Source organism: Mycobacterium senriense (assembly GCF_019668465.1).
In the GTDB taxonomy this organism is placed as follows: domain Bacteria; phylum Actinomycetota; class Actinomycetes; order Mycobacteriales; family Mycobacteriaceae; genus Mycobacterium; species Mycobacterium senriense.
Window position 1 is genome coordinate 5755483 of sequence record NZ_AP024828.1, and the last position, 22702, is coordinate 5778184.

The 22702-nt window shown below is 68.0% G+C and carries 20 protein-coding genes, 2 tRNA genes and 1 pseudogene; 10 read left to right on the forward strand and 13 right to left on the reverse strand.

Going from position 1 to position 22702, the window contains the following annotated elements; all coding sequences use genetic code 11:
• Position 1 precedes the first annotated feature (1 nt).
• Genes MTY59_RS26870 through MTY59_RS26880 form a run of 3 tightly spaced genes read left to right on the forward strand, consistent with a single transcriptional unit; the run spans position 2 to position 3277 of the window.
• Positions 2–1207: a sulfotransferase family protein gene (locus MTY59_RS26870; RefSeq protein WP_221043839.1), complete on the forward strand. Its 1206-nt coding sequence runs from the start codon at positions 2–4 to the stop codon at positions 1205–1207.
• Positions 1200–2444, forward strand: a complete 1245-nt coding sequence (locus tag MTY59_RS26875) for a hypothetical protein (RefSeq protein WP_221043840.1) — start codon at positions 1200–1202, stop codon at positions 2442–2444. The genes MTY59_RS26870 and MTY59_RS26875 overlap by 8 nt, the downstream gene beginning before the upstream one ends.
• Positions 2445–2446: 2 nt before the next feature.
• Positions 2447–3277, forward strand: a complete 831-nt coding sequence (locus MTY59_RS26880; protein ID WP_221043841.1) for an oxidoreductase — start codon at positions 2447–2449, stop codon at positions 3275–3277.
• 31 nt (positions 3278–3308) lie between these two features.
• Here the strand turns inward: MTY59_RS26880 and MTY59_RS26885 are convergent, their stop codons facing one another.
• The 3 genes from MTY59_RS26885 to MTY59_RS26895 are packed head-to-tail and all read right to left on the reverse strand — an operon-like array spanning position 3309 to position 5922.
• On the reverse strand, positions 3309–4238 hold the full coding sequence (locus MTY59_RS26885) for an NADP-dependent oxidoreductase (protein WP_221046682.1): 930 nt from the start codon (positions 4236–4238) through the stop codon (positions 3309–3311).
• Positions 4239–4243: 5 nt separating this feature from the next.
• Positions 4244–4927: a uracil-DNA glycosylase gene (locus tag MTY59_RS26890; RefSeq protein WP_221046681.1), complete on the reverse strand. Its 684-nt coding sequence runs from the start codon at positions 4925–4927 to the stop codon at positions 4244–4246.
• A gap of 41 nt (positions 4928–4968) precedes the next feature.
• On the reverse strand, positions 4969–5922 hold the full coding sequence (locus tag MTY59_RS26895; protein ID WP_415823128.1) for a thiamine-phosphate kinase: 954 nt from the start codon (positions 5920–5922) through the stop codon (positions 4969–4971).
• A gap of 142 nt (positions 5923–6064) precedes the next feature.
• On the opposite strand from MTY59_RS26895, the gene MTY59_RS26900 reads away from it, so the two are divergent.
• Positions 6065–6625, forward strand: coding sequence for a DUF3515 domain-containing protein (locus MTY59_RS26900; protein WP_221043843.1), 561 nt, complete (start codon positions 6065–6067; stop codon positions 6623–6625).
• On the opposite strand, the gene MTY59_RS26905 is transcribed toward MTY59_RS26900, so the two are convergent.
• On the reverse strand, positions 6622–7767 hold the full coding sequence (locus MTY59_RS26905) for a D-alanine--D-alanine ligase family protein (protein ID WP_221043844.1): 1146 nt from the start codon (positions 7765–7767) through the stop codon (positions 6622–6624). The two genes, MTY59_RS26900 and MTY59_RS26905, sit on opposite strands and share 4 nt — an antisense overlap.
• A gap of 62 nt (positions 7768–7829) precedes the next feature.
• The gene (locus MTY59_RS26910; protein ID WP_221043845.1) at positions 7830–8864 is read right to left on the reverse strand and encodes an NAD(P)H-dependent glycerol-3-phosphate dehydrogenase; all 1035 of its coding nucleotides are present in this window, start codon (positions 8862–8864) and stop codon (positions 7830–7832) included.
• A gap of 169 nt (positions 8865–9033) precedes the next feature.
• Between MTY59_RS26910 and cofC the strand changes: the two genes are divergently transcribed.
• The 3 genes from cofC to mutT1 all read left to right on the forward strand — a co-directional run bounded on the left by cofC (position 9034) and on the right by mutT1 (position 13009).
• On the forward strand, positions 9034–9696 hold the full coding sequence (cofC, locus tag MTY59_RS26915; RefSeq protein WP_221043846.1) for a 2-phospho-L-lactate guanylyltransferase: 663 nt from the start codon (positions 9034–9036) through the stop codon (positions 9694–9696).
• Positions 9697–9784: 88 nt separating this feature from the next.
• Entirely contained in the window at positions 9785–11974 is a 2190-nt protein-coding gene (locus tag MTY59_RS26920; RefSeq protein WP_221043847.1) for an RNA degradosome polyphosphate kinase, read from the forward strand.
• 87 nt (positions 11975–12061) lie between these two features.
• Positions 12062–13009, forward strand: a complete 948-nt coding sequence (mutT1, locus tag MTY59_RS26925) for an 8-oxo-(d)GTP phosphatase MutT1 (RefSeq protein ID WP_221043848.1) — start codon at positions 12062–12064, stop codon at positions 13007–13009.
• Positions 13010–13100: 91 nt separating this feature from the next.
• Here mutT1 and MTY59_RS26930 read toward each other — a convergent pair whose 3' ends face one another.
• The 3 genes from MTY59_RS26930 to leuC all read right to left on the reverse strand — a co-directional run bounded on the left by MTY59_RS26930 (position 13101) and on the right by leuC (position 16014).
• Positions 13101–13739, reverse strand: a complete 639-nt coding sequence (locus MTY59_RS26930) for an HU family DNA-binding protein (RefSeq protein WP_221043849.1) — start codon at positions 13737–13739, stop codon at positions 13101–13103.
• A gap of 211 nt (positions 13740–13950) precedes the next feature.
• Positions 13951–14547 carry a 3-isopropylmalate dehydratase small subunit gene (gene leuD, locus MTY59_RS26935; RefSeq protein ID WP_221046683.1) on the reverse strand — a complete coding sequence of 199 codons (597 nt, stop codon included), beginning with the start codon at positions 14545–14547 and terminating at the stop codon, positions 13951–13953.
• A gap of 27 nt (positions 14548–14574) precedes the next feature.
• On the reverse strand, positions 14575–16014 hold the full coding sequence (gene leuC, locus MTY59_RS26940; RefSeq protein ID WP_221043850.1) for a 3-isopropylmalate dehydratase large subunit: 1440 nt from the start codon (positions 16012–16014) through the stop codon (positions 14575–14577).
• Positions 16015–16099: 85 nt separating this feature from the next.
• On the opposite strand from leuC, the gene MTY59_RS26945 reads away from it, so the two are divergent.
• On the forward strand, positions 16100–16801 hold the full coding sequence (locus MTY59_RS26945) for an IclR family transcriptional regulator (protein WP_221043851.1): 702 nt from the start codon (positions 16100–16102) through the stop codon (positions 16799–16801).
• A gap of 118 nt (positions 16802–16919) precedes the next feature.
• Positions 16920–17432, forward strand: coding sequence for a pyridoxamine 5'-phosphate oxidase family protein (locus tag MTY59_RS26950; RefSeq protein WP_076102858.1), 513 nt, complete (start codon positions 16920–16922; stop codon positions 17430–17432).
• Positions 17433–17444: 12 nt separating this feature from the next.
• Here MTY59_RS26950 and MTY59_RS26955 read toward each other — a convergent pair.
• The 4 genes from MTY59_RS26955 to MTY59_RS26970 form a co-directional block, all read right to left on the reverse strand.
• Positions 17445–17517: transfer RNA gene (locus MTY59_RS26955), tRNA-Glu, on the reverse strand.
• A gap of 80 nt (positions 17518–17597) precedes the next feature.
• A tRNA-Gln gene (locus MTY59_RS26960) sits at positions 17598–17672 on the reverse strand.
• 152 nt (positions 17673–17824) lie between these two features.
• The gene (gene gltX, locus MTY59_RS26965) at positions 17825–19303 is read right to left on the reverse strand and encodes a glutamate--tRNA ligase (RefSeq protein WP_221043852.1); all 1479 of its coding nucleotides are present in this window, start codon (positions 19301–19303) and stop codon (positions 17825–17827) included.
• On the reverse strand, positions 19300–20106 hold the full coding sequence (locus MTY59_RS26970; protein ID WP_221043853.1) for a fumarylacetoacetate hydrolase family protein: 807 nt from the start codon (positions 20104–20106) through the stop codon (positions 19300–19302). Before MTY59_RS26970 ends, gltX begins: the two co-directional genes overlap by 4 nt.
• Positions 20107–20528: 422 nt before the next feature.
• Here MTY59_RS26970 and MTY59_RS26975 point away from each other — a divergent pair.
• Positions 20529–21542, forward strand: a pseudogene (locus MTY59_RS26975) (MFS transporter); the annotation flags it as partial.
• A 133-nt stretch (positions 21543–21675) separates the two neighbouring features.
• Here MTY59_RS26975 and MTY59_RS26980 read toward each other — a convergent pair.
• Complete coding sequence (locus MTY59_RS26980; protein WP_221043854.1) at positions 21676–22686, reverse strand: 3-isopropylmalate dehydrogenase; 1011 nt, start codon at positions 22684–22686, stop codon at positions 21676–21678.
• Positions 22687–22702 lie beyond the last annotated feature (16 nt).

A 22702-nucleotide genomic window follows, 5' to 3' on the forward strand; every position in this document is an offset into this window, starting at 1 on the left:
CGTGGCAGCCCCGAGCGCGTCCGACGGCCCGTTCGACCCGGCCGCCGTGCTGGCCGATGCGCAACGCAAAGAAGGCCTCACCGATTGGGGCCCCGGCGAATTCGAGGGCCCGGTGGCCGTGTTGCTGGCCGACTATGCCCGCGCCGACCTCAACGCCATCGGCGTGCACATCCTGCGGTCGGGCCTGCTGCACAGCCTGCGGATGCGGCTGCGCGCGCAGGAGTGGATCCGCGGGCACCCGGAGATCCTCGACGAGCGCGTGGCCGCGCCGATCGTCGTCGTCGGAATGATGCGCAGCGGCACCACGTTGTTGCAGCGGCTGCTGGCCGCCGACCCGCGCTTCGTCTGCGCCTACGGCTGGGAGGTGGTCGAGGTCGCGCCGCGGCTGGACCATCGGTTCACCCAGGCCGCCGATCCACGGATCGCGATCAGCGAAGCGCGCGAAGCGAAGACACGCGAACTTGCGCCCGAGTTGTTCGCCATCCACCCGATGTACGCGCGGGAGGCCGAGGAGGAGATCGTCTTTCTGGCCGACGCATTCCTGTCGCACGTCCCGGAATCGGGTGCGCACCTGCCGCGGTACCGAGCCTGGCTCGACGAGCAGGACTTCTCCCCCGCCTACGGCTATCTGCACCGCATGCTGCAGTTCCTGCAGTGGCAGAAACGCCAGCGTGGCGTGCACGGCCTGCGCTGGGTGCTCAAATCGCCTGCGCACCTGGGTTATCTGGATCTGCTGCGGGCGCGGTTTCCCGACCTGCACATCGTGCACATGCATCGCGACCCGCGCACCACGATTGCCTCGGGGGCCGGCCTCAACGCGACCCTGCACGCGATGCACGCCGATACCGTCGACGCGGGCCGGGTCGGCGCGCAATGGCTGCAGCGGATGGGCTGGACCAATGATCGGGCCATGGCAGTCCGCGACGGCTGGACCGATGAGGGTGCCGTGGTCACCGACATCGGATTCGACGAGGCGGTGACCGACCCGATCGGTCAGGTGGCGCGTGTCTACGACGCCATCGGGGTGGCGCTGACGGCAGACGCCGAGGACGCGATGCGGCGCTGGCTGGCGCACCGCCCGCGGGAAATGCCGCGCCCGCCCTATGGGCTGGAGAACTACGGCCTGCGGCCCGAGCAGGTCGACGAGCGATTCATGTTGTACAACAGGCGTTTCGGACAGCACATCGGAGGAACAGCACATGCCTGATGACCCCGTCGCGACGGCGTCCCAGCACGAACAGGAGCTGGCGGCCCTCGACCTGATCGAGCACCCGACCGTCAAGGCCGCCTACCGCACCGTCGCCGAGACCTGGCTGGGCCGGGCCAAGGCGTCGGACGCGATGCGCGAACGGTTCGACGACGCGTTCGCCGAGGTGATGTTCTCGGCGGCGGTGTGGTCGTCCAATCAGGACAAGCTGCGGCCGAAGGTCAGCTGCATCACCCGGCTTGCGCACCCGGTGGACGGGCGCCGCATCCCGGGATCGCGTTGGGGCATCGACAATCCCGACAGCGTGTACCGGGTTATCCCGATCTCGGGCGACGAGCGCTACGAGATCCGCGGCCGGGTGGGTGAAAACCGCATGACCGAGAACTACTTCACGCTGTGGGACGCGCAGATGGGCACCGTCGCCTTGCTCAACGGCCGCACCATGCAGGTCGACTCCGATGGCGGCTACACCATCACGGTCGACGCCGACCCCGCCAACGGCCGGCCCAACCACGTGCAGACCACGGCGGAAGCCCACGAGTTCTACATCCGCGACGTGCTGCTGGACTGGGGCCGCGACGACCCCAATCACATTGAGGTGCAACGGCTCGGCGGTCCTCCGGCCACCCCGGCGCGCACGCTCGACGAGCAGGCCGAGGCCACCGCGGCGATGATGGGCTACTTCGCGAACTTCACCGGCAAGCTCAGCCACGGCGTCTACAAGATGCCGGCCAACCACTTCAACCTGGCCTGGTCGGCCGACAAGGTCGGCGCAATGCGCAACCAGGTTTACGTCATGGGCCGGTTCGACCTCGCCCCCGACGAGGCTTTCGTCGTCGACTTGAACGACGGTGGCGCCGAATACTTCACGGTGCCGCTGAGCAACATCTGGGGCACCACGCTCGATCTCGTCGACCGCACCGGCAGCCTCAACAAGGCCCAGTCGGTGCCCAACGAGGACGGCTCGTACACCTATGTGATCTCACCCGTCGATCCCGGCGTCGCGAACTGGATTGACTCCGACGGTCTGCGAGAGGCCATCTTGACCCTGCGCATGGCCGAGTTCGGCGCGGGGGGCCCAAACGAAAATCTCGGCGCGCGTGGGCGGGTGGTCACGCTGGACCGGCTCGACGCCGAGGTGCCGCACCTGCCCCGGGTGAGCGGCCAGGAGCGCGCGACTCAATTGGCGCAGCGACGCAAGGCCTATCTACGGCGCCTGCCGGAAGGGACGATCTGACGATGGCGCGCTGGCTGATCACGGGCTGCTCCACCGGCTTTGGACGCGAGATCGCCCGCGCCGCGCTGCATGCCGGCCACAGCGTGGTGGTGACCGCGCGGCGGGCCGAGGCGGTGGCCGACATCGCCGACGAGTTCGGGGATCGGGCCGTCGCGGTGGCCCTCGACGTGACCGATGCCGCCCAGGTCGCGGCGGCGGTGTCGGCGGCCGACCGGGCATTCGGCGGAATCGACGTCCTGGTCAACAACGCCGGCCACGGCTACCTGTCCTCGGTTGAAGAGGGCGAGGACGCCGAGGTCCGAAAGTTGTTCGATGTCAACTACTTCGGGGCCATCGACATGATCAAGGCGGTGCTGCCGGCCATGCGCGCCCGCGGGTCGGGCCACATCATCAACATCTCCTCGATGACCGGTCTGGTGGCCAACCCGCCCAACGCCTACTACTCGTCGACCAAGTTCGCGCTGGAGGCGGTGACCGAAGCGCTGGCCGCCGAGGTGCGCCCGCTGGGCATCAAGGTGACCGCGATCGAGCCGGGCGCGTTCCGCACGGATTGGGCGACGCGATCGATGAAGGAATCCGGCAGCCCGATCCCCGATTACGCCGACGTGGCCGCGCGCAAGGACCTGATCAAGCAGTTCGCCGATCACCTGCCCGGCGACCCGAAGAAGGTGGCCGACGCGGTGCTCATGGTGACCACGCTCGACGAGCCGCCGCTGCGGCTGCTGCTCGGCCGTGACGTGCTGAAGGCCATGCGGGACAAGATCACCGCGATGTCGGCGTCGATCGAGGAGTGGAAGTCGGTCACCAAGGACGTCAATTTCCCGGACTCATGACGCCGCTTACCGGCCGACTCCGCGGCGGTTGTCAGTCCCGCACGATGAGGACCGTCTTGCCGGCGCGCCTGCCGTGGTCGCGGCTTTCATAAGCTGCCCGGCCGTCGTCGAGGCCGAACGTCTGGGCGATCGCGACGTGCAGCCGGTCGTTGTCCACCAGCGCGGCGAGTTCGTCGAGCTGATCGCGATTCGGCGTGACGACGAAGAAGGTTGCGGTGACGCCCAACTCGTCGGCCCTGCCGGCCGGCGGCGGTGCCGACAAGGTGACCAGCCGGCCGCCGCGCCGCAGCACGCCGAACGACCGCTCCAACGTCTGGCCGCCCACCGTGTCGATGACGACGTCGTAACCGGCGCCGGTTTCGTCGAATGCCTCGGTGCGCACGTCGATCACGCGCTGCGCGCCGCACCCGCGCAGCAGATTGGCGGTGTCGCTGCGCACGGTCGCGGTGACCCGGGCACCCAGCAGCGCGGCCAGCTGAACCGTCAGCAGCCCCACTCCCCCGGCGCCTCCGGTCACCAGGACGGTCTCTCCCGGTTGCACCTCGGCGTGGTCGACCAACGCCTGCACGGCGGTCAGGCCGGCCAGCGGCAGCGCGGCCGCGACGGCGTGCGACACCGTCGACGGCTTGGTGGCCAGGTCGGCCGCGGGCACCGCGACGAAATCGGCCGCGGCACCGTCTCGATCGAACCCGATCAAGCCGTACACCTCGGCGCCGGGCGCGAAGTCCGTGACGTCGGCGGCAACCGACTTGACGACGCCCGACATCTCGTGTGACGGGATCACCGGGACACGGCTGGCCCCGTCGCGGATCCAGGTCTCGTCCCACGTCAGCTCGTCGAAGGTGATCCCGGCCGCGTGCACGGCCACCAACACCTCGCCCGCTGCCGGCACCGGGATCGGCGCCCGCTCGAGCACCAGCTGCTCCGGGCCGCCCCGCCGGTGCGCCCGCAGCGCGGTCATCTCGGTCACGGCAGGCGCCAATCGATCGCGTCGGCGCCCATCCCGGTCAGCAGTTCGTTGGCGCGGCTGAACGGGCGCGAACCGAAGAACCCGCGCGACGCCGACAGCGGCGACGGATGCGGCGACTCGATGGCTACGCAATTTCCTTGGGCGAGAATCGGTTTGAGTGTCGATGCGTCGCGACCCCACAGGATCGCCACCAGCGGACGCGATCGCTCCGTCAGCGCCCGGATGGCGCATTCGGTCACCGCCTCCCAGCCCTTGCCGCGATGCGAGGCGGGATTACTGGGTCGCACCGTGAGCACCCTGTTCAGCAGCAGCACGCCGCGCTGCGCCCAGGGTGTCAGGTCACCGCACGAGGGCGGCGGATGGCCCAGGTCCGCGGTGTACTCCTGAAAGATGTTGGCCAGACTGCGCGGCAGCGGCCGTACCTCGGGTGCCACCGAAAAGCTCAGCCCCACAGCGTGTCCGGGCGTCGGATACGGGTCTTGCCCGACAATCAACACCCTGACGTCGTCGAAGGGATAGGTGAAGGCGCGCAACACATTCGGCCCCGCCGGCAGATACCTGCGCCCGGCCGCGATCTCGGCCCGCAGGAATTGCCCCATCTCGGCCACCTGGTCGGCCACCGGCTGCAGCGCACTCGCCCAGCCCGGCTCGACCAGTTCACCCAACGGACGCGCGGTCATCATCGGCTCTGCGCGATCGCGAAAACGGTCACCGCGTCACCCTAATACGACTGCCAGCCGGCGTAGCCGCTCCACTCCTGATCGTCGACCAGCACCCGGGCCGGCCCGTCGAGAACCCGCCCGATGATGCGCCATCCGGCCGGGGCCGGACCGGCGAAACACGCCACCAGGGCGTGGTCCTCCCCGCCGCCGAGCACCCAATGCCAGGGATCGGCGCCGACGGCGGCCGCGGCGGCGGCAAGCGCGTCGCGGTCCGCGGCCAGCGCCGCCGTGGACAGATCCATGCCCACCTCCGATGCCTCGGCGACATGACGCAGGTCGGCGATCAGGCCGTCGGAGATGTCGATCATCGCCTGCGCACCCCCGGCCGCGGCCACCGCGCCCTGACCGTAGGGCGGCCGAGGCACCGCGTGCCGGCGCCGCAGCTCATCGAAGCCGTCAATGCCGTTGCCCCACAGGTCGAATCCCGCGGCCGAGCGGCCCAGCTCCCCGCTGACGGCGATCAACGCACCAGCCTTCGCGCCCGAGCGCCGCACCGGTGCGCGCCCTTCCGGGTCACCCAGCACCGTGACCGAGACGACCCATTGCGGGCAATGGACCAGGTCACCACCGGCGATCCCGGCACCGATCCGCCGCGCCTCGTCCCACATCCCGTCGACCAGGGCGTCCACCTGCGCCGCCGGCGTGTCCCCGGGCGCGCCGAAGGCAACCACGAAGGCCGTCGGCCGCCCGCCCATCGCCTCGATATCCGCGGCGTTCTGCGCGATCGCCTTGCGCCCGATGTCGTGCGGCGTCGACCAGTCCAGCCGGAAGTGCCGGTCCTGCACCAGCATGTCGGTCGACACCAGGACGCCGCCGTCACCCGACGACACCAGCGCCGCGTCGTCCCCCGGCCCGAGCACGACCGCGGCGGGCTGCTCGCGGCCCCGCACCAGGCGATCGATCACGGCGAACTCGCCGAGTTGCCGCAGCGACTCGCCCGATTCGTCTTGCACGCCACCCACGATAGGGCTCTTCGCGGCGCGCACCGCGCCGGCGGGCGCCGGCCGCCCATCGGGCCGGTTTCGTCCCGAGAATAAATTGGCACCCGGGTAAACGAAGGCGATAGTGGTTAGCGGGATAAAGGAGGTACGCGCGGTGGCAGCCGAATCGGACGCCGATGCCGGGCCGCCGCGCGCGCTGATCATCGCCGCGATCGCAGTGGCCGTCGTGACCATCGGCGTGATCCTGGCCATCGCGGCCACCCGCGAGGCCCCCCCGCGTGCGGTGGCCGTTCCCGCGGTCCCGGCGCCGCAGGCCGACGGCTCCGCGTGCCGGGCGCTGATGGGCGCGCTGCCCCAGCGGCTCGGGGACTACCAGCGTGCGCCCCTCGAGCAGCCGGCCCCGCCGGGCGCCGCCGCCTGGCGCAGCGGGCCGGACAGTGACCCGGTGGTGTTGCGCTGCGGGCTGGACCGCCCGGCCGAGTTCGTCCTCGGCTCCCCGATTCAGGTCGTCGACCGGGTGCAGTGGTTCCAGGTGCGTGCCGAACAGCAGTCCGCCGGCGACGTGGGCCGATCCACCTGGTACGCGGTGGACCGCGGAACCTATGTGGCGCTTACGCTGCCGACCGGATCGGGCCCGACGCCGATCCAGCGGCTGTCCGAGGTGATCGACCACAGCATCCCGGCGGCGCCCATCGACCCGGGCCAGCCCCGTTAGCGCAGGCCGACGCCGCGGGCCAGTGCGGTCTCGACCATCGTCGCCAGCAGGGTCGCATAATCCACGCCGCTGGCCGCCCACATCCTCGGGTACATCGAGATCGTGGTGAATCCCGGCATGGTGTTGATCTCGTTGAGCACCGGCCCGCCGTCGGTGAGGAAGAAGTCCACCCGGGCCAGCCCCTGGCAGTCGATGGCCCGGAACGCCCGGACCGCCAATTGGCGTATCGTGTCGGCGATTTCGTCGTCCACCTTGGCGGGCACATCCAATTCGGCCGCGTCGTCGAGGTATTTGGTGGAGAAGTCGTAGAACGAATCCTCGCGACCGCGCACCCCGGCCACCCGGATCTCGCCCAGCGTGCTGGGTTCGACTGTGCCGTTTGGCATTTCGAGCACACCGCATTCCAGCTCGCGGCCGACGATCGCGGCCTCGACAATGACCTTGGGGTCGTGGTGGCGTGCGGCGGCGATCGCGCCGTCCAGCTGATCCCAGCTCGATACCCGGCTCACACCGATCGAGGAGCCGCCCCGCGCGGGTTTGACGAACACCGGCAGGCCCAGCCGCTTGCACTCCTCGGGGCGCAGCCTCGACCGCGACGGGCGCAGCACGGCGTAGTCGCCGACCGGCAAACCTTCGGCGGTGAAAAGCTTCTTGGTGAACTCCTTGTCCATGCCGGCGGCGCTGGCCAGCACGCCGGCCCCCACGTACGGCACACCGGCGAGTTCCAGCAGACCCTGAATGGTGCCGTCCTCGCCGTAGGGACCATGCAGCACCGGAAAGACCACGTCGACCGACGTCAGCACCTCACTGGCGCCCGGTGCCAGCGACACCAGCTGGCCGCCGCGCCGGGGATCGGCCGGCAGCGCCAATTCGGTGCCGGATTCGGCGGTCACCTCGGGCAGTTGGCGGTTGGTGATCGCCAGCGCGGCGGGGTCGCCGTCGGTGAGCACCCACGAGCCTTCCGGGGTGATGCCGATCGCGACCACGTCGAACCGCGCCGGGTCCAGGTTGCGCAGAATGCTGCCCGCCGAGACGCACGAGATCGCGTGCTCGCTGCTGCGGCCGCCGAAGACGACGGCGACGCGTACCCGATCGACACCCCGTGAGCCGGGGTGCGGCGTCGACCGCTCGCTGGCATTCACAATGTCAAGAGGCTACCGGGTGACACTCGGTCCGGTCGGGTGGCGGGCCTTTGCGCGGCCTTTTATTCGGGCTTGGTGCTGCGGCCCAGGAGCAGGGCCACCGCCTCGTCGACCGACAGCCCTTTGTGGCACACGCGGTGCACGGCGTCGGTGAGGGGCATCTCGACGTCGTAACTGGCGGCCAGTGCCAGCACCGACTCGCAGGACGTCACACCCTCGACGACGTGCCCGTCACCGCCGTCGGGAGTGCCGCCCAGCAGCGACTGAATGGTCGCGCCCCGGCCGAGCCGTTCGCCCAGGGAGCGGTTGCGGGAACGCGGTGAGCTGCAGGTGGCCACCAGGTCGCCCACGCCGGCCAGCCCGGCCAGTGTCGCGCCCTTGGCGCCGAGCGCAATGCCCAGCCGCATGATCTCGGCCAGGCCGCGGGTGATGATCGCCGCCGCGGTGTTCTCCCCGAGTCCGACGCCGACGGCCATGCCGCACGCGAGGGCGATGACGTTCTTGCAGGCCCCGCCGATCTCGGTGCCGACCACGTCGCTGTTGGTGTACGGGCGGAAGTATCCGCTGTTCAGCATGCGCTGCAGGGCGACGGCCCGGCCGGAGTCGCTGCACGCGATGACGGTGGCGGCGGGCTGGCATGCGGCGATCTCGCTGGCCAGGTTCGGCCCCGAGATCACCGCGACCTGAGACGGGTCGACGCCGGTGACCGAGACGATGACCTGGCTCATCCGCATCAGCGTGCCCAGCTCGATGCCCTTGGCCAGGCTGACCAGGGTCGCGCCCTGGCGAAGCAGCGGCGCCCAGCGCTCGAGGTTGCCGCGCATTGTCTGCGCCGGCACGCCCAGCAACACCGTCGAGGCGTCGCGCAGCGCTTCGGCGGCGTCGGCGGTGGCGCGGATGCCCGGCGGCAGCGCCGTGCCGGGCAGGTAGTCGGGGTTGGACCGGGTGGAATTGATCTGCTCGGCGAGCTCGGGCCTGCGGGTCCACAGCGTGACCCTGGCCTCCGGTCCCCCGGCCTCGACCAGCACCTTGGCCAGCGCCGTCCCCCACGCCCCGGCACCCATGACCGCGACGGCACCCGACGATGCGCTGGTCATCTACCACCCCCTGTCCGCGGTCGGTGTTGCTCACGCGGCACGCGCAGCCGCTACACCCTAGATCAGCGACGGACCGGGCGTCACGCGAGCCGGCATGTCCCGCGCGCGGGGGCGGGCCGGCCCCGGCTCGCGAGCGATCCGCGGCGCGGCGCTGGCAGGATGACATCTCATGAGCGGCATACGGGCCGACCGCGCGGCCGACGGCGCAGGCGACGTGGCGTTGATCATCGCCGTCAAGAGGTTGGCCGCGGCCAAGACCAGGCTGGCGCCGGTCTTCTCGGCACGCACCCGGGAAAGCGTGGTGCTCGCGATGTTGATGGACACGCTGGCCGCCGCCGGACGCGTCCGATCGCTTGGCTCGATCACCGTGATCACGCCCGACGAAGCCGCGGCGGCCGCGGCCACCGAGCTGGGCGCCGACGTGCTCGCCGATCCGACGCCCGAGGGTCACCCCGATCCGCTGAACAACGCCATCGCCACCGCGGAGCGCGCGGTGGGCAGTTCATTCGCCAATGTCGTTGCGCTGCAAGGGGATTTACCGGCGCTGCAGACTCAGGAGCTGAACGAGGCGATCGCCGCCGCACGCCAGCACCGGCGCAGCTTCGTGGCCGACCGGCTGGCGACGGGCACCGCCGCACTGTTCGCGTTCGGCAGCCCGCTTGACCCCCGGTTCGGGTCCGATTCCTCGGCGCGGCACCGCAGTTCGGGCGCGATCGAGCTGACCGGCGCCTGGCCCGGCCTGCGGTGCGACGTCGACACTCCCACCGACCTCGCCGCCGCCCGCCGCCTCGGGGTGGGGGCGGCGACCGCCCGGGCCATCGCGCCGCACTGATTTCGCTCACCCTGAGCGAATCTGTCCGACGGGTTAACGCCGTCCCAACGGCGAATGGATGTCCCTCGAGCGCTAGCAGCACCCGCGCGTGATGAGCAATGATCGCAGGGTGACTGAAATCGAAGCTGAGGCGCGACCCGATGAGAATTCGTGGCATTCAGGCGACTCGGCCGTGGCGGCGCCACCGGCTGCGACCCAATCCGCGCTGACCGATCTGCCGGAGGACCGTTACCTCAACCGGGAACTGAGCTGGCTCGACTTCAACGCCCGCGTGCTGGCGCTGGCCGACGATAACTCGTTGCCGCTGCTGGAACGTGCCAAGTTCCTGGCGATCTTCGCCTCCAACCTCGACGAGTTCTATATGGTGCGCGTCGCCGGCCTCAAACGCCGGGACGAGATGGGATTATCGGTCCGCTCCGCCGATGGGTTGACGCCGCGCAAGCAACTCGCCCTTATCGGGGAACAGACTCAGCGGATCGCCACCCGGCACGCACGGGTCTTCCTCGATTCGGTGCGGCCGGCCCTCGCCGAAGAAGGCATCCACATCGTCACGTGGGCCGATCTCGATCAGGCCGAGCGCGACGAACTGTCGACCTATTTCACCGAGCAGGTCTTCCCCGTCCTGACACCGCTGGCCGTCGATCCCGCGCACCCGTTCCCGTTCGTCAGCGGGCTGAGCCTGAACCTGGCGGTCATGGTGCGCCAGCCCGAGGACGGCGGGCAGCACTTCGCGCGAGTCAAGGTGCCCAACAACGTGGATCGCTTCGTCGAACTCGCCGCCATCGAGAGCGCGGACGGCTCGGGGCGCACCGTCGTCCGCTACCTGCCGATGGAAGAACTGATCGCCGCCTTCCTTCCTCTTCTGTTCCCGGGCATGGAAATCGTGGAGCATCACGCTTTCCGCATCACCCGCAACGCCGACATGGAGGTCGAAGAAGACCGCGACGAGGATCTGTTGCAGGCGCTGGAACGGGAATTGGCGCGACGCCGGTTCGGCCCGCCGGTGCGACTCGAGATCGCCGACGACATGACCGAGGGCATGCTGGAATTGTTGCTGCGCGAACTCGACGTGCATCCCGGTGACGTCATCGAAGTGCCGGGCCTGCTCGACCTTTCGTCGCTGTGGCAGATCTACGACCTGGACCGGCCGGCGCTCAAGGACCCGGCGTTCGTGCCGGACACCCATCCCGCCTTCGCCGACCGCGAATCTCCCAAGAGCATCTTCGCGACGCTGCGCGAGGGCGACGTCCTGGTGCACCACCCGTACGACTCCTTCTCCACCAGCGTGCAGCGCTTCATCCAGCAGGCCGCCGCAGACCCCAACGTGCTGGCGATCAAACAAACGCTGTACCGCACCTCCGGTGATTCGCCGATCGTGCGGGCGTTGATCGAAGCGGCCGAGGCCGGAAAGCAGGCCGTGGCACTCGTCGAGATCAAGGCGCGCTTCGACGAACAGGCCAACATCCGTTGGGCGCGTGCACTCGAGCAGGCGGGCGTACATGTGGTCTACGGGCTCGTCGGCCTCAAGACACACTGCAAGACCTGCTTGGTGGTGCGTCGCGAGGGTTCGGCGATCCGACGCTACTGCCACATCGGAACCGGCAACTACAACAGCAAGACCGCCCGCCTATATGAAGATGTCGGACTGCTGACGGCGAACCCCGACATCGGCGCGGACCTCACCGATTTGTTCAATTCGCTTACTGGCTATTCGCGTAAGGTCTCCTACCGCAATCTGCTGGTGGCGCCGCACGGAATTCGCGCCGGCATCATCGAACGCGTCGAACGCGAGATCGAAGCGCACCGCGAACGCGGCAACGGGCGCATCCGCCTGAAGATGAATGCGCTTGTCGACGAGCAGGTGATCGACGCGCTGTACCGGGCCTCGCAGGCGGGGGTCCGCGTCGAGGTCGTGGTGCGCGGCATCTGCGCACTGCGCCCGGGCGCCGAGGGTTTCTCCGAAAACATTTTCGTCCGCTCCATTCTCGGCCGCTTCCTGGAGCACTCGCGGATCATCCATTTCCGCAACATCAACGAGTTCTGGATCGGCAGCGCGGACATGATGCACCGCAATCTCGATCGGCGCGTGGAGGTGCTGGCTCAGGTCAAGGACCCCAAGCTCACCGCGCAACTCGACGAATTGTTCGAATCCGCACTGGATCCGTCGACCCGGTGCTGGGAACTGGGGCCCGACGGGCAGTGGACCCCCGCGCCACAGGAGGGCCATACCGTACGTGACCACCAAGTATCCTTGATGGAGCGCCATCGCAGTCCTTAGCTCTGTGCCGTGATTTCCGGTTGTTTCTCCGGGCCGCACCGTGATCAAGTGTGCGGCTCTGAGGTGAATTGATCTGCAGGAGTTGAGGTGCCGACCCAGAATTCGTCCACCGCTCGGCGCTCCGGAAGCCGAGTCGTCTACGCCGCCGGCGCGGTGCTGTGGCGACCGGGCAGTGCGGACGCGGACGACCACGACGTCGAGATAGCCGTCATTCACCGTCCCCGGTATGACGACTGGTCACTGCCCAAGGGCAAAGTGGACCCGGGCGAGACGGCCCCGGTGGCCGCCGTGCGCGAGGTGCACGAGGAGACGGGTCAGCACGCCGTCCTCGGCAGGCGGCTCGACTTGGTGAGCTATCCAATCGACCAGGGCGTCAAAAAGGTCTACTACTGGGCGGCCCGCGCCACCGGCGGCGAATTCGTGCCGGGCAACGAGGTGGACCGGCTGCTGTGGCTCCCGCTCGCCGAGGCGATGCAGAGGCTCGACTACGCGCAAGACCGAAAAGTGTTGCGGCACTTCAATAAAAAGCCGGCCGACACGAAAACCGTGTTGGTGGTCCGGCACGGCACGGCCGGCCGCAAATCGCGTTTTCACGGCGATGACGCCATGCGGCCGCTGGACAAACGGGGCCGCGCCCAGGCCGAGGCGCTGGTCCCACAGCTCCTCGCCTTCGGCGCCTCGGAGGTGTATGCGGCCGACCGGGTCCGCTGCCACCAGACCGTGGAACCGCTCGCCGAGGACTTGGGCGTGCAAGTGCACAACGAGCCCACCCTCACCGAAGAGGCCTATGCCAAGAACCCGAAACGCGGACGCCACCGAATGCTGGAGATCGCCGAGCAGAAAGGCACTCCCGTTGTCTGCACGCAGGGCAAGGTGATTCCGGACTTGATCGCGTGGTGGTGTGAGCGCGACGGCGTGCGGCCCGACAAGTCGCGCAACCACAAGGGCAGCACCTGGGTGCTGTCGCTGTTGGACGGGCGATTGGTGGCCGCCGACCACATCGGCGGTGCGCTGGCCGCAAACGTCCGGGCCTAGCGTGATGGCGGCGCCCCGCCGCTAGCGCACGAATACCCTTCGGGGGCACCGCTGCCGCCCGAAGGGTATTCGTGTTAGAACGTGACTCCGCCTATTTGCGGCCGCGACGCGCGGTCGTCTTCTTGGCGGGAGCCTTGCGGGCCGGAGCCTTGCTCGCGGCCTTCTTGGCCGGAGCCTTGGTCGCGGCCTTCTTGGCCGGAGCCTTCTTGGCCGCGGTCTTCTTGGCCGGAGCCTTGGTCGCCGCCTTGCGCACCGGAGCCTTGGTCGCGGTCTTCTTGGCCGGCGCCTTGGTCGCGGCCTTGCGAGCCGGAGCCTTCTTGGCCGCCGCCTTCTTAGCCGGGGCCTTCTTGGCCGCAGCCTTCTTGGCCGGAGCCTTCTTCGCGGCGGTCTTCTTGGCCGCACCACCCGATACCACACCGCGCTTCACGGCCGGGCCTTCCGACGGGAGGCGCTGTGCGCCAGACACAACCGCTTTGAACTGAGCACCGGGGCGGAACGCCGGGACGGACGTCGGCTTCACCTTCACCGTCTCACCGGTCCGCGGGTTGCGGGCCACCCGTGCTGCGCGGCGCCGCTGTTCGAACACACCGAACCCGGTGATAGTGACGCTGTCGCCCTTGTGTACCGCACGCACAATGGTGTCGACAACATTCTCGACCGCAGCGGTCGCCTGTCGACGGTCCGTGTTCAATTTAGTTGTGAGCACATCAATGAGCTCTGCCTTGTTCATCAATCCCTCCGACGCTAGTGGTCCTCGATTTGAACCGACTAGTGGACACGGTAAACCCTCACCCAGCAAATTTCCAAGAGCCACGCGCAATTTCAGGGCAAAGCGTCCGCTTATTTCGCAATCTGGTTGCCGCCCTTGACCGGTGGGGGGTGTTGAAAATCGGCTCGGTTTAGTTAGTCGATCAAGCAGAAAATCGGCGCCGGCCGACTACTCAAGAGGTGGGCAGAGTACGCGGTTTCCACTCCGGATACGCCGCTTCGAATGACTCGATTTTATCGAGTTTCCGCAGCGTAAGGGCTATATCGTCAAGGCCGTCGAGTAGTCGCCATGCGGTGTGGTCGTCAATCTTGAACGGCAGCACCGTCGTTCCTGCGGTGATATTTCGATCTTGAAGATTGACAGTGATTTCCAAGCCCGGGCTCTGCTCGATGAGCTTCCAGAGCAGCTCCACACCATCCTGAGAAACTTCGGCCGCCAGCAGCCCCGCCTTGCCGGCGTTGCCCCGGAAAATGTCACCGAACCGAGACGAGATGACCACCCGGAACCCGTAGTCCATCAGAGCCCACACCGCATGCTCACGCGACGACCCCGTCCCGAAATCGGGCCCCGCGACTAGCACTGACCCCCGGTCAAAGGGGCTGAGGTTGAGCACGAATGACGGATCCGACCGCCAGCTGGCGAACAAGCCGTCCTCGAAACCGGTTCGGGTGACACGCTTCAAATACACCGCTGGAATGATCTGATCGGTGTCGACATTGGAGCGCCGCAGCGGCACACCGATACCGGTGTGGGTGTGAAAAGCTTCCATGCTCATCCCTTCAACAGTCGAAATACGTCAGCTCAAATCGGCTGGAGCAGACAATGTGCCGCGAACGGCTGTCGCCGCGGCAACGGCCGGAGACACCAAATGCGTGCGGCCGCCTTTACCCTGGCGCCCTTCGAAGTTGCGGTTGGACGTCGCGGCGCACCGCTCCCCCGGCGCAAGCTGGTCGGGATTCATCCCCAGGCACATTGAGCAGCCCGCTTGGCGCCATTCGGCGCCCGCGGACGTGAAAACCTCACCCAGCCCTTCGGCTTCGGCCTGCGCGCGGACCCGCATCGAGCCCGGCACCACCAGCATCCGCACCCCGGGCGCGACCTTGCGGCCGCGCAGCACGTCGGCGACGACGCGCAGATCTTCGATACGACCGTTGGTACAAGAGCCGACGAACACCGTGTCAACGGCGACGTCACGCATCGGCATGCCCGGTCGAAGGTCCATATACGCCAACGCTTTCTCAGCCGCCTGGCGCTGCGCGTCGTCGGTCATCAGCTCGGGATCCGGCACCGCGTCGGCCAGCGGAACGCCCTGGCCGGGGTTGGTGCCCCACGTCACGAACGGGCTCAGCGACGCGGCGTCGAGGTAGACCTCGGTGTCGAATTCGGCTCCGGGGTCGGTGTGCAGCTGCTGCCAATAACTCATCGCCGCATCCCATTGCGCCCCCTGCGGCGCGTGCGGGCGGCCGCGCAGGAACTCGAACGTGGTTTCGTCCGGAGCCACCATTCCCGCCCGGGCACCGGCCTCGATGCTCATATTGCAGACCGTCATCCGGCCTTCCATCGACAGCGATTCGATGGCGCTGCCGCGATATTCGATGACGTGGCCCTGCCCGCCGCCGGTGCCGATTTTGGCGATCAGCGCGAGAATGATGTCCTTGGCCGTCACGCCGGCGGGCAGCTGCCCGTCGACATTGACCGCCATCGTCTTGAACGGTCGCAGCGGCAACGTCTGGGTGGCCAGCACGTGCTCGACCTCCGAGGTGCCAATTCCCATGGCCAGCGCGCCGAATGCGCCGTGCGTCGAGGTGTGACTATCGCCACAGACCACCGTCATTCCGGGTTGGGTGAGGCCCAGCTGCGGCCCGACCACGTGCACGATGCCCTGCTCGACGTCGCCCATTGGATATAGCCGCACACCGAATTCGGCACAATTTCGCCGTAGAGTCTCGACCTGGATTCGCGACACCGGGTCGGCAATCGGCTTGTCGATATCGGTGGTCGGAACGTTGTGATCCTCAGTGGCCAGCGTCAAATCGGGGCGGCGCACCGGCCGGCCGGCCAGGCGCAGGCCGTCGAAGGCCTGCGGACTGGTGACCTCGTGCACCAGATGCAGATCGATGTAGATCAGGTCCGGCTCGCTGGCCACACCGGATACCACAACGTGGTCATCCCAAACTTTTTCGGCCAGAGTGCGCGGTTTGGTGGCGGCCCCCGCCGCCCCTTGATCGATTCCCATATCGAACTCGCCTCAATTCGCCTCGTTGGCGGCTCGCCGATCATTCAGGCTGTGATCTCAGAATGCGAGACGCTAGTATCTTCTTGTGAGACAGCATAGCGGTATCGGCGTCCTGGACAAAGCCGTGGGTATTCTCCACACGATCTCCCAATCACCATGTGGGTTAGCCGAACTGTGCGAGCGGACCTCCTTGCCCCGCGCGACGGCCTACCGGCTGGCCGCCGCCCTCGAAGTGCATCGCCTGCTGGCGCGCGACGACGAAGGACGCTGGCTACTGGGTCCGGCCGTCACCGAACTCGCGGCCCAGGTCAACGATCCGCTGCTGGCCGCCAGCAGCGCGGTGCTGCCGCTGTTGCGCGAAACCACCGGCGAGAGCGTCCAGCTGTATCGCCGCGAGGGCACCGACCGCGTCTGCGTGGCCGCGCTGGAACCCGCTGCGGGCCTTCGCGATACGGTTCCGATCGGGGCGCGATTGCCGATGACTGCCGGATCGGGCGCCAAAGTGCTGCTGGCCCATAGCGACGCGGCCACCCAGAAAACGGTGCTCGCGACGGCGAAATTCACCGAACGAACCCTGGCCGAAGTGCGGCGGCGGGGCTGGGCCCAGAGCGTGGCCGAGCGCGAGCCGGGCGTGGCGAGTGTGTCGGCGCCGGTGCGCGATGGCCGCGGTGCCGTCGTCGCGGCCATCTCGGTGTCGGGTCCCATCGACCGGATCGGCCGGCGCCCCGGGGCGCGCTGGGCCGCCGACCTCCTGTCCGCCGCCGAGGCACTCACCCGCCGGCTCTGAGCCGTTCCGGCGGCGAGTGTGCGTCCAGGGCGGCGTAATCGGGAAAATTGCCGCCCTCGGTGCACACTCAACGCCACCAGTGCACAGTCCCCGCAGGCCGCCTGACAGACTGACCGGCATGGGAACCAATCAGCGCGCGAGCATCGTCATGTCCGAGGACGAGATCGCTGATTTCGTCGTGAAAAGCCGCACCGGCACGCTGGCCACCATCGGCGCCGACGGCCAGCCGCACCTGACCGCCATGTGGTACGCCGTCGTCGACGGCGAGATCTGGCTGGAGACCAAGGCCAAGTCGCAGAAGGCCATCAACCTCAAGCGCGACCCGCGGGTGAGCTTTCTGATCGAGGACGGCCACACGTACGACACACTGCGCGGGGTGTCCTTCGAGGGCGTGGCCGAGATCGTCGACGATCCCGACGTCTCACACCGCGTGGGCGTCAGCGTCTGGGAGCGCTACACCGGTCCCTACAGCGACGACATGAAGCCGTTCGTGGAGCAGATGATGAACAAGCGGGTCTGCGTTCGCATCGTGGCCCGACGGGCCCGTTCGTGGGATCACCGCAAACTCGGCTTGCCGGCCATGCCGGTGGGTGGATCGACAGCACCGGCGGTCCTGGGGACCGACCAGTAGCTGCGATATTTGTAGCCCCGATGGGATTCGAACCCACGCTACCGCCGTGAGAGGGCGGCGTCCTAGGCCGCTAGACGACGGGGCCAGAAACGATCCGAGCAGTCAGCATAGCTCACCCCGCTAGGCCCACCTAATCGCTTGAGACCAGAGACTTTTGCGAGAGTTTGGCTGGGGTACCAGGACTCGAACCTAGAATGGCTGAACCAGAATCAGCTGTGTTGCCAATTACACCATACCCCATTGGCTGCCTAAAACCGCTGGTCAGCGTCGATTGCGGGACTTCATAAGCTCATTGGAGTCCGCCGCCGCCAGCCGTTGTCGGCCTTTCGGTAAACCGCAGTGCAGACTACCAAAGTCTCGGCGGACACTCCGCACGCGTGGTCCGGGCCCGCTCAAGCGGGGCCCCGCCCGGCCGTCTCGCGCGCCGCCCGCAGTCGCCCCATGCTGCGCTCGCGGCCCAACAGCTCCAGCGACTCGAACAACGGCGGGCTGATCGTCGTCCCGGTGGCCCCCACCCGGATCGGGCCGAAAGCCTTGCGCGGTTTGAGGCCCAGGTTGTCGATGAGCGCGGCCTTGAGCGCGGCTTCGATCTGCGGCGCCGTCCAGTCCGTCACGGCGTCCAGCGCGGGCAGCGCCGCGTCCAGCACCGCGGCGCCGTCGGCTCCCAGCTCCTTGGCGGCGGCCTTGGGGTCGAGCGCGTATTCGTCGTCGTTGAGGAACTTCAGCAGATCCCACGCGTCGCCGAGCACCACGATCCGGGTCTGCACCAGGTTCGCGGCGGTGGCGAAGCCGGCGTCGTCCAATCCGAGGCGATGGCCGTGGACGTTGAAATAATCGCGCAGCCTGGCGGTGAAGTCGTCGAGCGCCAGCATCCGGATGTGCTCGGCGTTGAGCGCGTCGGCCTTCTTCTGGTCGAAGCGGGCGGGATTAAAGTTGACGTTGACCACATCGAACGCGGCCACCATCTCGTCGAGACTGAACACGTCGTGGTCGTCGGCGATGGCCCAGCCGAGCAACGCGAGATAGTTGAGCAAGCCTTCGGGGATGAAGCCGCGGTCGCGGTGGGCGAACAGGTTCGACTGCGGGTCGCGCTTGGAGAGTTTCTTGGTCCCCTCCCCCAATACCGTTGGCAGGTGCGCGAACTGCGGGGTCCGCTCCGCCACGCCGATGCGGATGAGCGCCTGATACAACGCCAGCTGGCGAGGGGTCGACGACAGCAGGTCCTCGCCGCGCAGCACGTGGGTGATCTTCATCAGCGCGTCGTCACACGGGTTCACCAAGGTGTACAACGGATCTCCGTTGGCGCGGGTCAGCGCGAAATCCGGCACCGATCCGGACGCGAAGCTGGTGGTGCCGCGAACCAGGTCGTCCCACGCGAGGTCTTCGTCCGGCATGCGCAGCCGGACCACGGGTCGGCGGCCTTCGGCCAGGAACGCGGCGCGCTGGGAATCGGTCAGCTGCCGGTCGAAATTGTCGTAGCCCAGCTTGGGATTACGGCCCGCGGCGAGGTGGCGCGCCTCGACCTCCTCCGGCGTCGAGAAGGCGTAGTACGCCTCGCCCGCTTCGAGCAGCCGGGCCACCACATCGTGATAGATCTCACTGCGCTGCGACTGGCGGTACGGGCCATAGGGTCCGCCCACCTCGGGTCCCTCGTCCCAATCCAGGCCGAGCCAGCGCAGCGCGTCCAGCAGCGCCAGATAGCTTTCCTCGGTGTCGCGCTGCGCATCGGTGTCCTCGATGCGAAACACGAAGGTACCCCCGGTGTGTCGGGCGTACGCCCAATTGAACAGGGCCGTGCGGACCATTCCGACGTGCGGGGTACCGGTGGGCGAGGGACAGAATCGGACCCGGACTTGTGCTGGGGCAGTCACGATTTTCCTTTACGGACCACGGGATTGGTGAGGGTGCCGATGCCCTCGATGGTGATGGAGACGGTGTCGCCGTCCTCGATCGGCCCGACGCCCGCCGGCGTGCCGGTGAGGATGATGTCGCCGGGCAGCAGGGTCATTACGGCCGAAATCCACTCGACGATCGACCCGATGTCGTGGATCAGCAGCGAGGTACGGCTGTGCTGCTTTACGTCGCCGTTGACCTCGGTGCGCAACTCCAGATCGCCGGGGTCCAGCGGTTTGAGGTCGGTGACGATCCACGGCCCCACCGGGCAGAAGGTGTCATGCCCCTTGGCCCTGGTCCACTGTCCATCGGATTTTTGTTGATCGCGCGCCGAGACGTCGTTGCCGATGGTGTAGCCGAGGATGTTCTCCGCCGCCTGGGCTGCCGTGACGTCCTTGCAGGGCCTGCCGATGACCACCCCCAGCTCGCCCTCGAAGTGCACCGGTGATGCGTTGGCCGGCAACCGAATCGGCACGTTCGGCCCGATGATCGCGGTGTTGGGCTTGAGGAAGATCACCGGATCCACCGGGGCGGGGCCGGTCATGTCATTCATTTCGGCGATGTGATCGGCGTAGTTCTTCCCGACACACACCACCTTGCTGGCCAGAATCGGGGCGAGCAGCCGGACGTCGGCCAGCGGCCACGAACGGCCGGTGAAGTTCGGCGTGCCGAACGGATGTTCGGCGATCTCGCGCACGATCATCTCGGCTGGGTCGTTGAGGTCACCTTCGATACTGACGAAGGCGACACCGTCCGGGCTGGCGATTCGACCAAGGCGCATTTGGTTGAGCCTAGTGACGGTCGCGAGCGCGGCGTAGCCGGGCGTGGCGGGCCGTCACCATCCGAGCTAGTGACGGTCGCGAGCGCGGCGTAGCCGGGCGTGGCGGGCCGTCACCATCCGAGCTAGTGACGGTCGCGAGCGCGGCGTAGCCGGGCGTGGCGGGCCGTCACCATCCGAGCTAGTGACGGTCGCGAGCGCGGCGTAGCCGGGCGTGGCGGGCCGTCACGATCCGGGCCAGTGACGGTCGCGAGCGCGGCGTAGCCGGGCGTGGCGGGCAGGCACGAGCCGGGACGAAATTGGCGGCAATGACGGGCGACGGCACAAGTCCTGCACCTAAGTTTCCCGCCGGTATGCAAGCATAAAGAATGCAGTCCGACCCGGCCGCGACGCCCGAAATCGGCGCGGGCGCCCGCTGGTCGATCATGATAGTTTCGCTGCTGGCAACGGCGAGTTCGTTCCTCTTCATCAACGGCGTCGCGTTCCTCATCCCGTCGCTGCAAAGCGCGCGCGGAATCCGGCTCGACGAGGCCGGTCTGCTCGCCTCGATGCCCAGCTGGGGCATGGTGGTCACGCTGGTGCTCTGGGGATACCTGCTCGACCGGGTCGGCGAGCGGGTGGTGATGACCACGGGCTCGGCGCTCACCGCGATAGCCGCCTACGCCGCGGCGTCGGCGCATTCGCTGGTGATGATCGCCGTCTACCTGTTCCTCGGCGGTATGGCCGCCGCCAGCTGCAACACGGCCGGCGGCCGGCTGGTGTCCGCCTGGTTCCCGCCACACCAGCGCGGGCTGGCCATGGGTATCCGCCAAACCGCGCAGCCCTTGGGAATCGCCTTGGGCGCGATGATAATTCCCGAGCTCGCCGAACACGGGCCACGGGCCGGCCTCCGGTTCACCGCGCTGGCGTGCGTGTTCGGAGCGGTAGTGAGCGTCGTCGGAATAGTCGACCCGCCGCGCAAACCCCGCGCCAGTGCAAGCGATCAGGAACTCGCCAGCCCGTATCGAGGGTCGTTGACGCTGTGGCGAATTCACGCGGTGGCGGGCCTGATGATGATGCCGCAAACGGTGACGGTGACGTTCATGCTGGTGTGGCTGATCAAGAACCTGCACTGGTCGGTCGCGGCCGCCGGCGGGTTGGTCACTGTGTCGCAGCTGCTGGGTGCGCTCGGCCGCGTGGCCGTGGGCCGGTGGTCCGATCGACTCGGCTCGCGCATGCGGCCGGTGCGCTACATCGCGGCCGCCGCCGTGCTGATCTTGCTGCTGCTGGCGTGGGCCGACTACATGAACTCGCGGTGGCAGGCCGGACTGATGGTCGCCATCTCGGTGATCGCGGTGCTCGACAACGGGCTGGAGGCCACGGCCATCACCGAATTCGCCGGCCCGTACTGGAGCGGACGCGCCCTGGGCATCCAGAACACCACCCAGCGGGTGATGGCCGCCGCCGGCCCGCCGCTGTTCGGTGCGTTGATCTCGGCCGCGAAATACCCACCGGCGTGGATGTTGTGCGCGTTGTTCCCGCTGGCGGCGGTGCCGCTGGTGCCGACGCGGTTGGTGCCACCGGGTCTGGAAACTAGAGCCCGGACGCAATCCGTTCGCCGACTTCGGCGGTGGATAACTTTCCGGTCGGGCGACTGGCCAGATGGGACGCCACGGCCCGGTCCACTCGCGCGGCGGCAGCGTCTTCGCCGAGATGGGCGAGCAGCAACGCCACCGACATGATGGCGGCGGTCGGGTCGGCGATGCCCTGGCCGGCAATGTCCGGCGCACTGCCGTGGACGGGCTCGAACATCGAGGGATTGGTGCGGGTGCCGTCGATATTTCCACTGGCCGCCAAGCCAATTCCGCCGCACACCGCCGCCGACAGGTCGGTGATGATGTCGCCGAACAAGTTGTCGGTGACGATCACGTCGAAGCGGCCGGGGTCGGTGACCATGAAGATGGTCGCGGCGTCGACGTGTTGATAAGCGACCTCGACGTCGGGATAGTCGCGTCCGACTTCGGCCACGATGCGCGACCACAGCCTGCCGGCGAAGGTCAGCACGTTGGTTTTGTGCACCAGTGTCAAGTGCTTTCGGCGTCGCTGGGCCCGTTCGAACGCGTCGGCCACCACCCGGCGCACACCGAAAGCCGTGTTCTGGCTTACCTCGGTGGCGACTTCGTTGGGCGTCCCGACGCGGATGGCGCCGCCGGTGCCGGTGTAGGGCCCTTCTGTTCCCTCGCGCACCACCACGAAGTCGATCTCCGGGTTGCCGGCCAGCGGGCTGTTCACTCCCGGATACAGCCGGCCCGGCCGCAGGTTGATGTGATGGTCCAGCTCGAAACGCAGGCGCAGCAACAACCCTCGTTCCAGCACGCCGCTGGGCACCGACGGGTCACCAATAGCCCCGAGCAGAATGGCATCGTGCGCGCGCAGCTCGTCGACGACCGAGTCCGGCAGTAGCTCACCGGTGGCGTGATAGCGCCGCGCACCCAGGTCGTAGCTGGTCTTGTCCGCCCCGGGCAGCACCGTATCCAGGACCTTGATGGCCTCGGAAACGACTTCGGGCCCGATCCCGTCACCCTCGATCACCGCCAACTTCATCGGCGCCGCTCTCCCC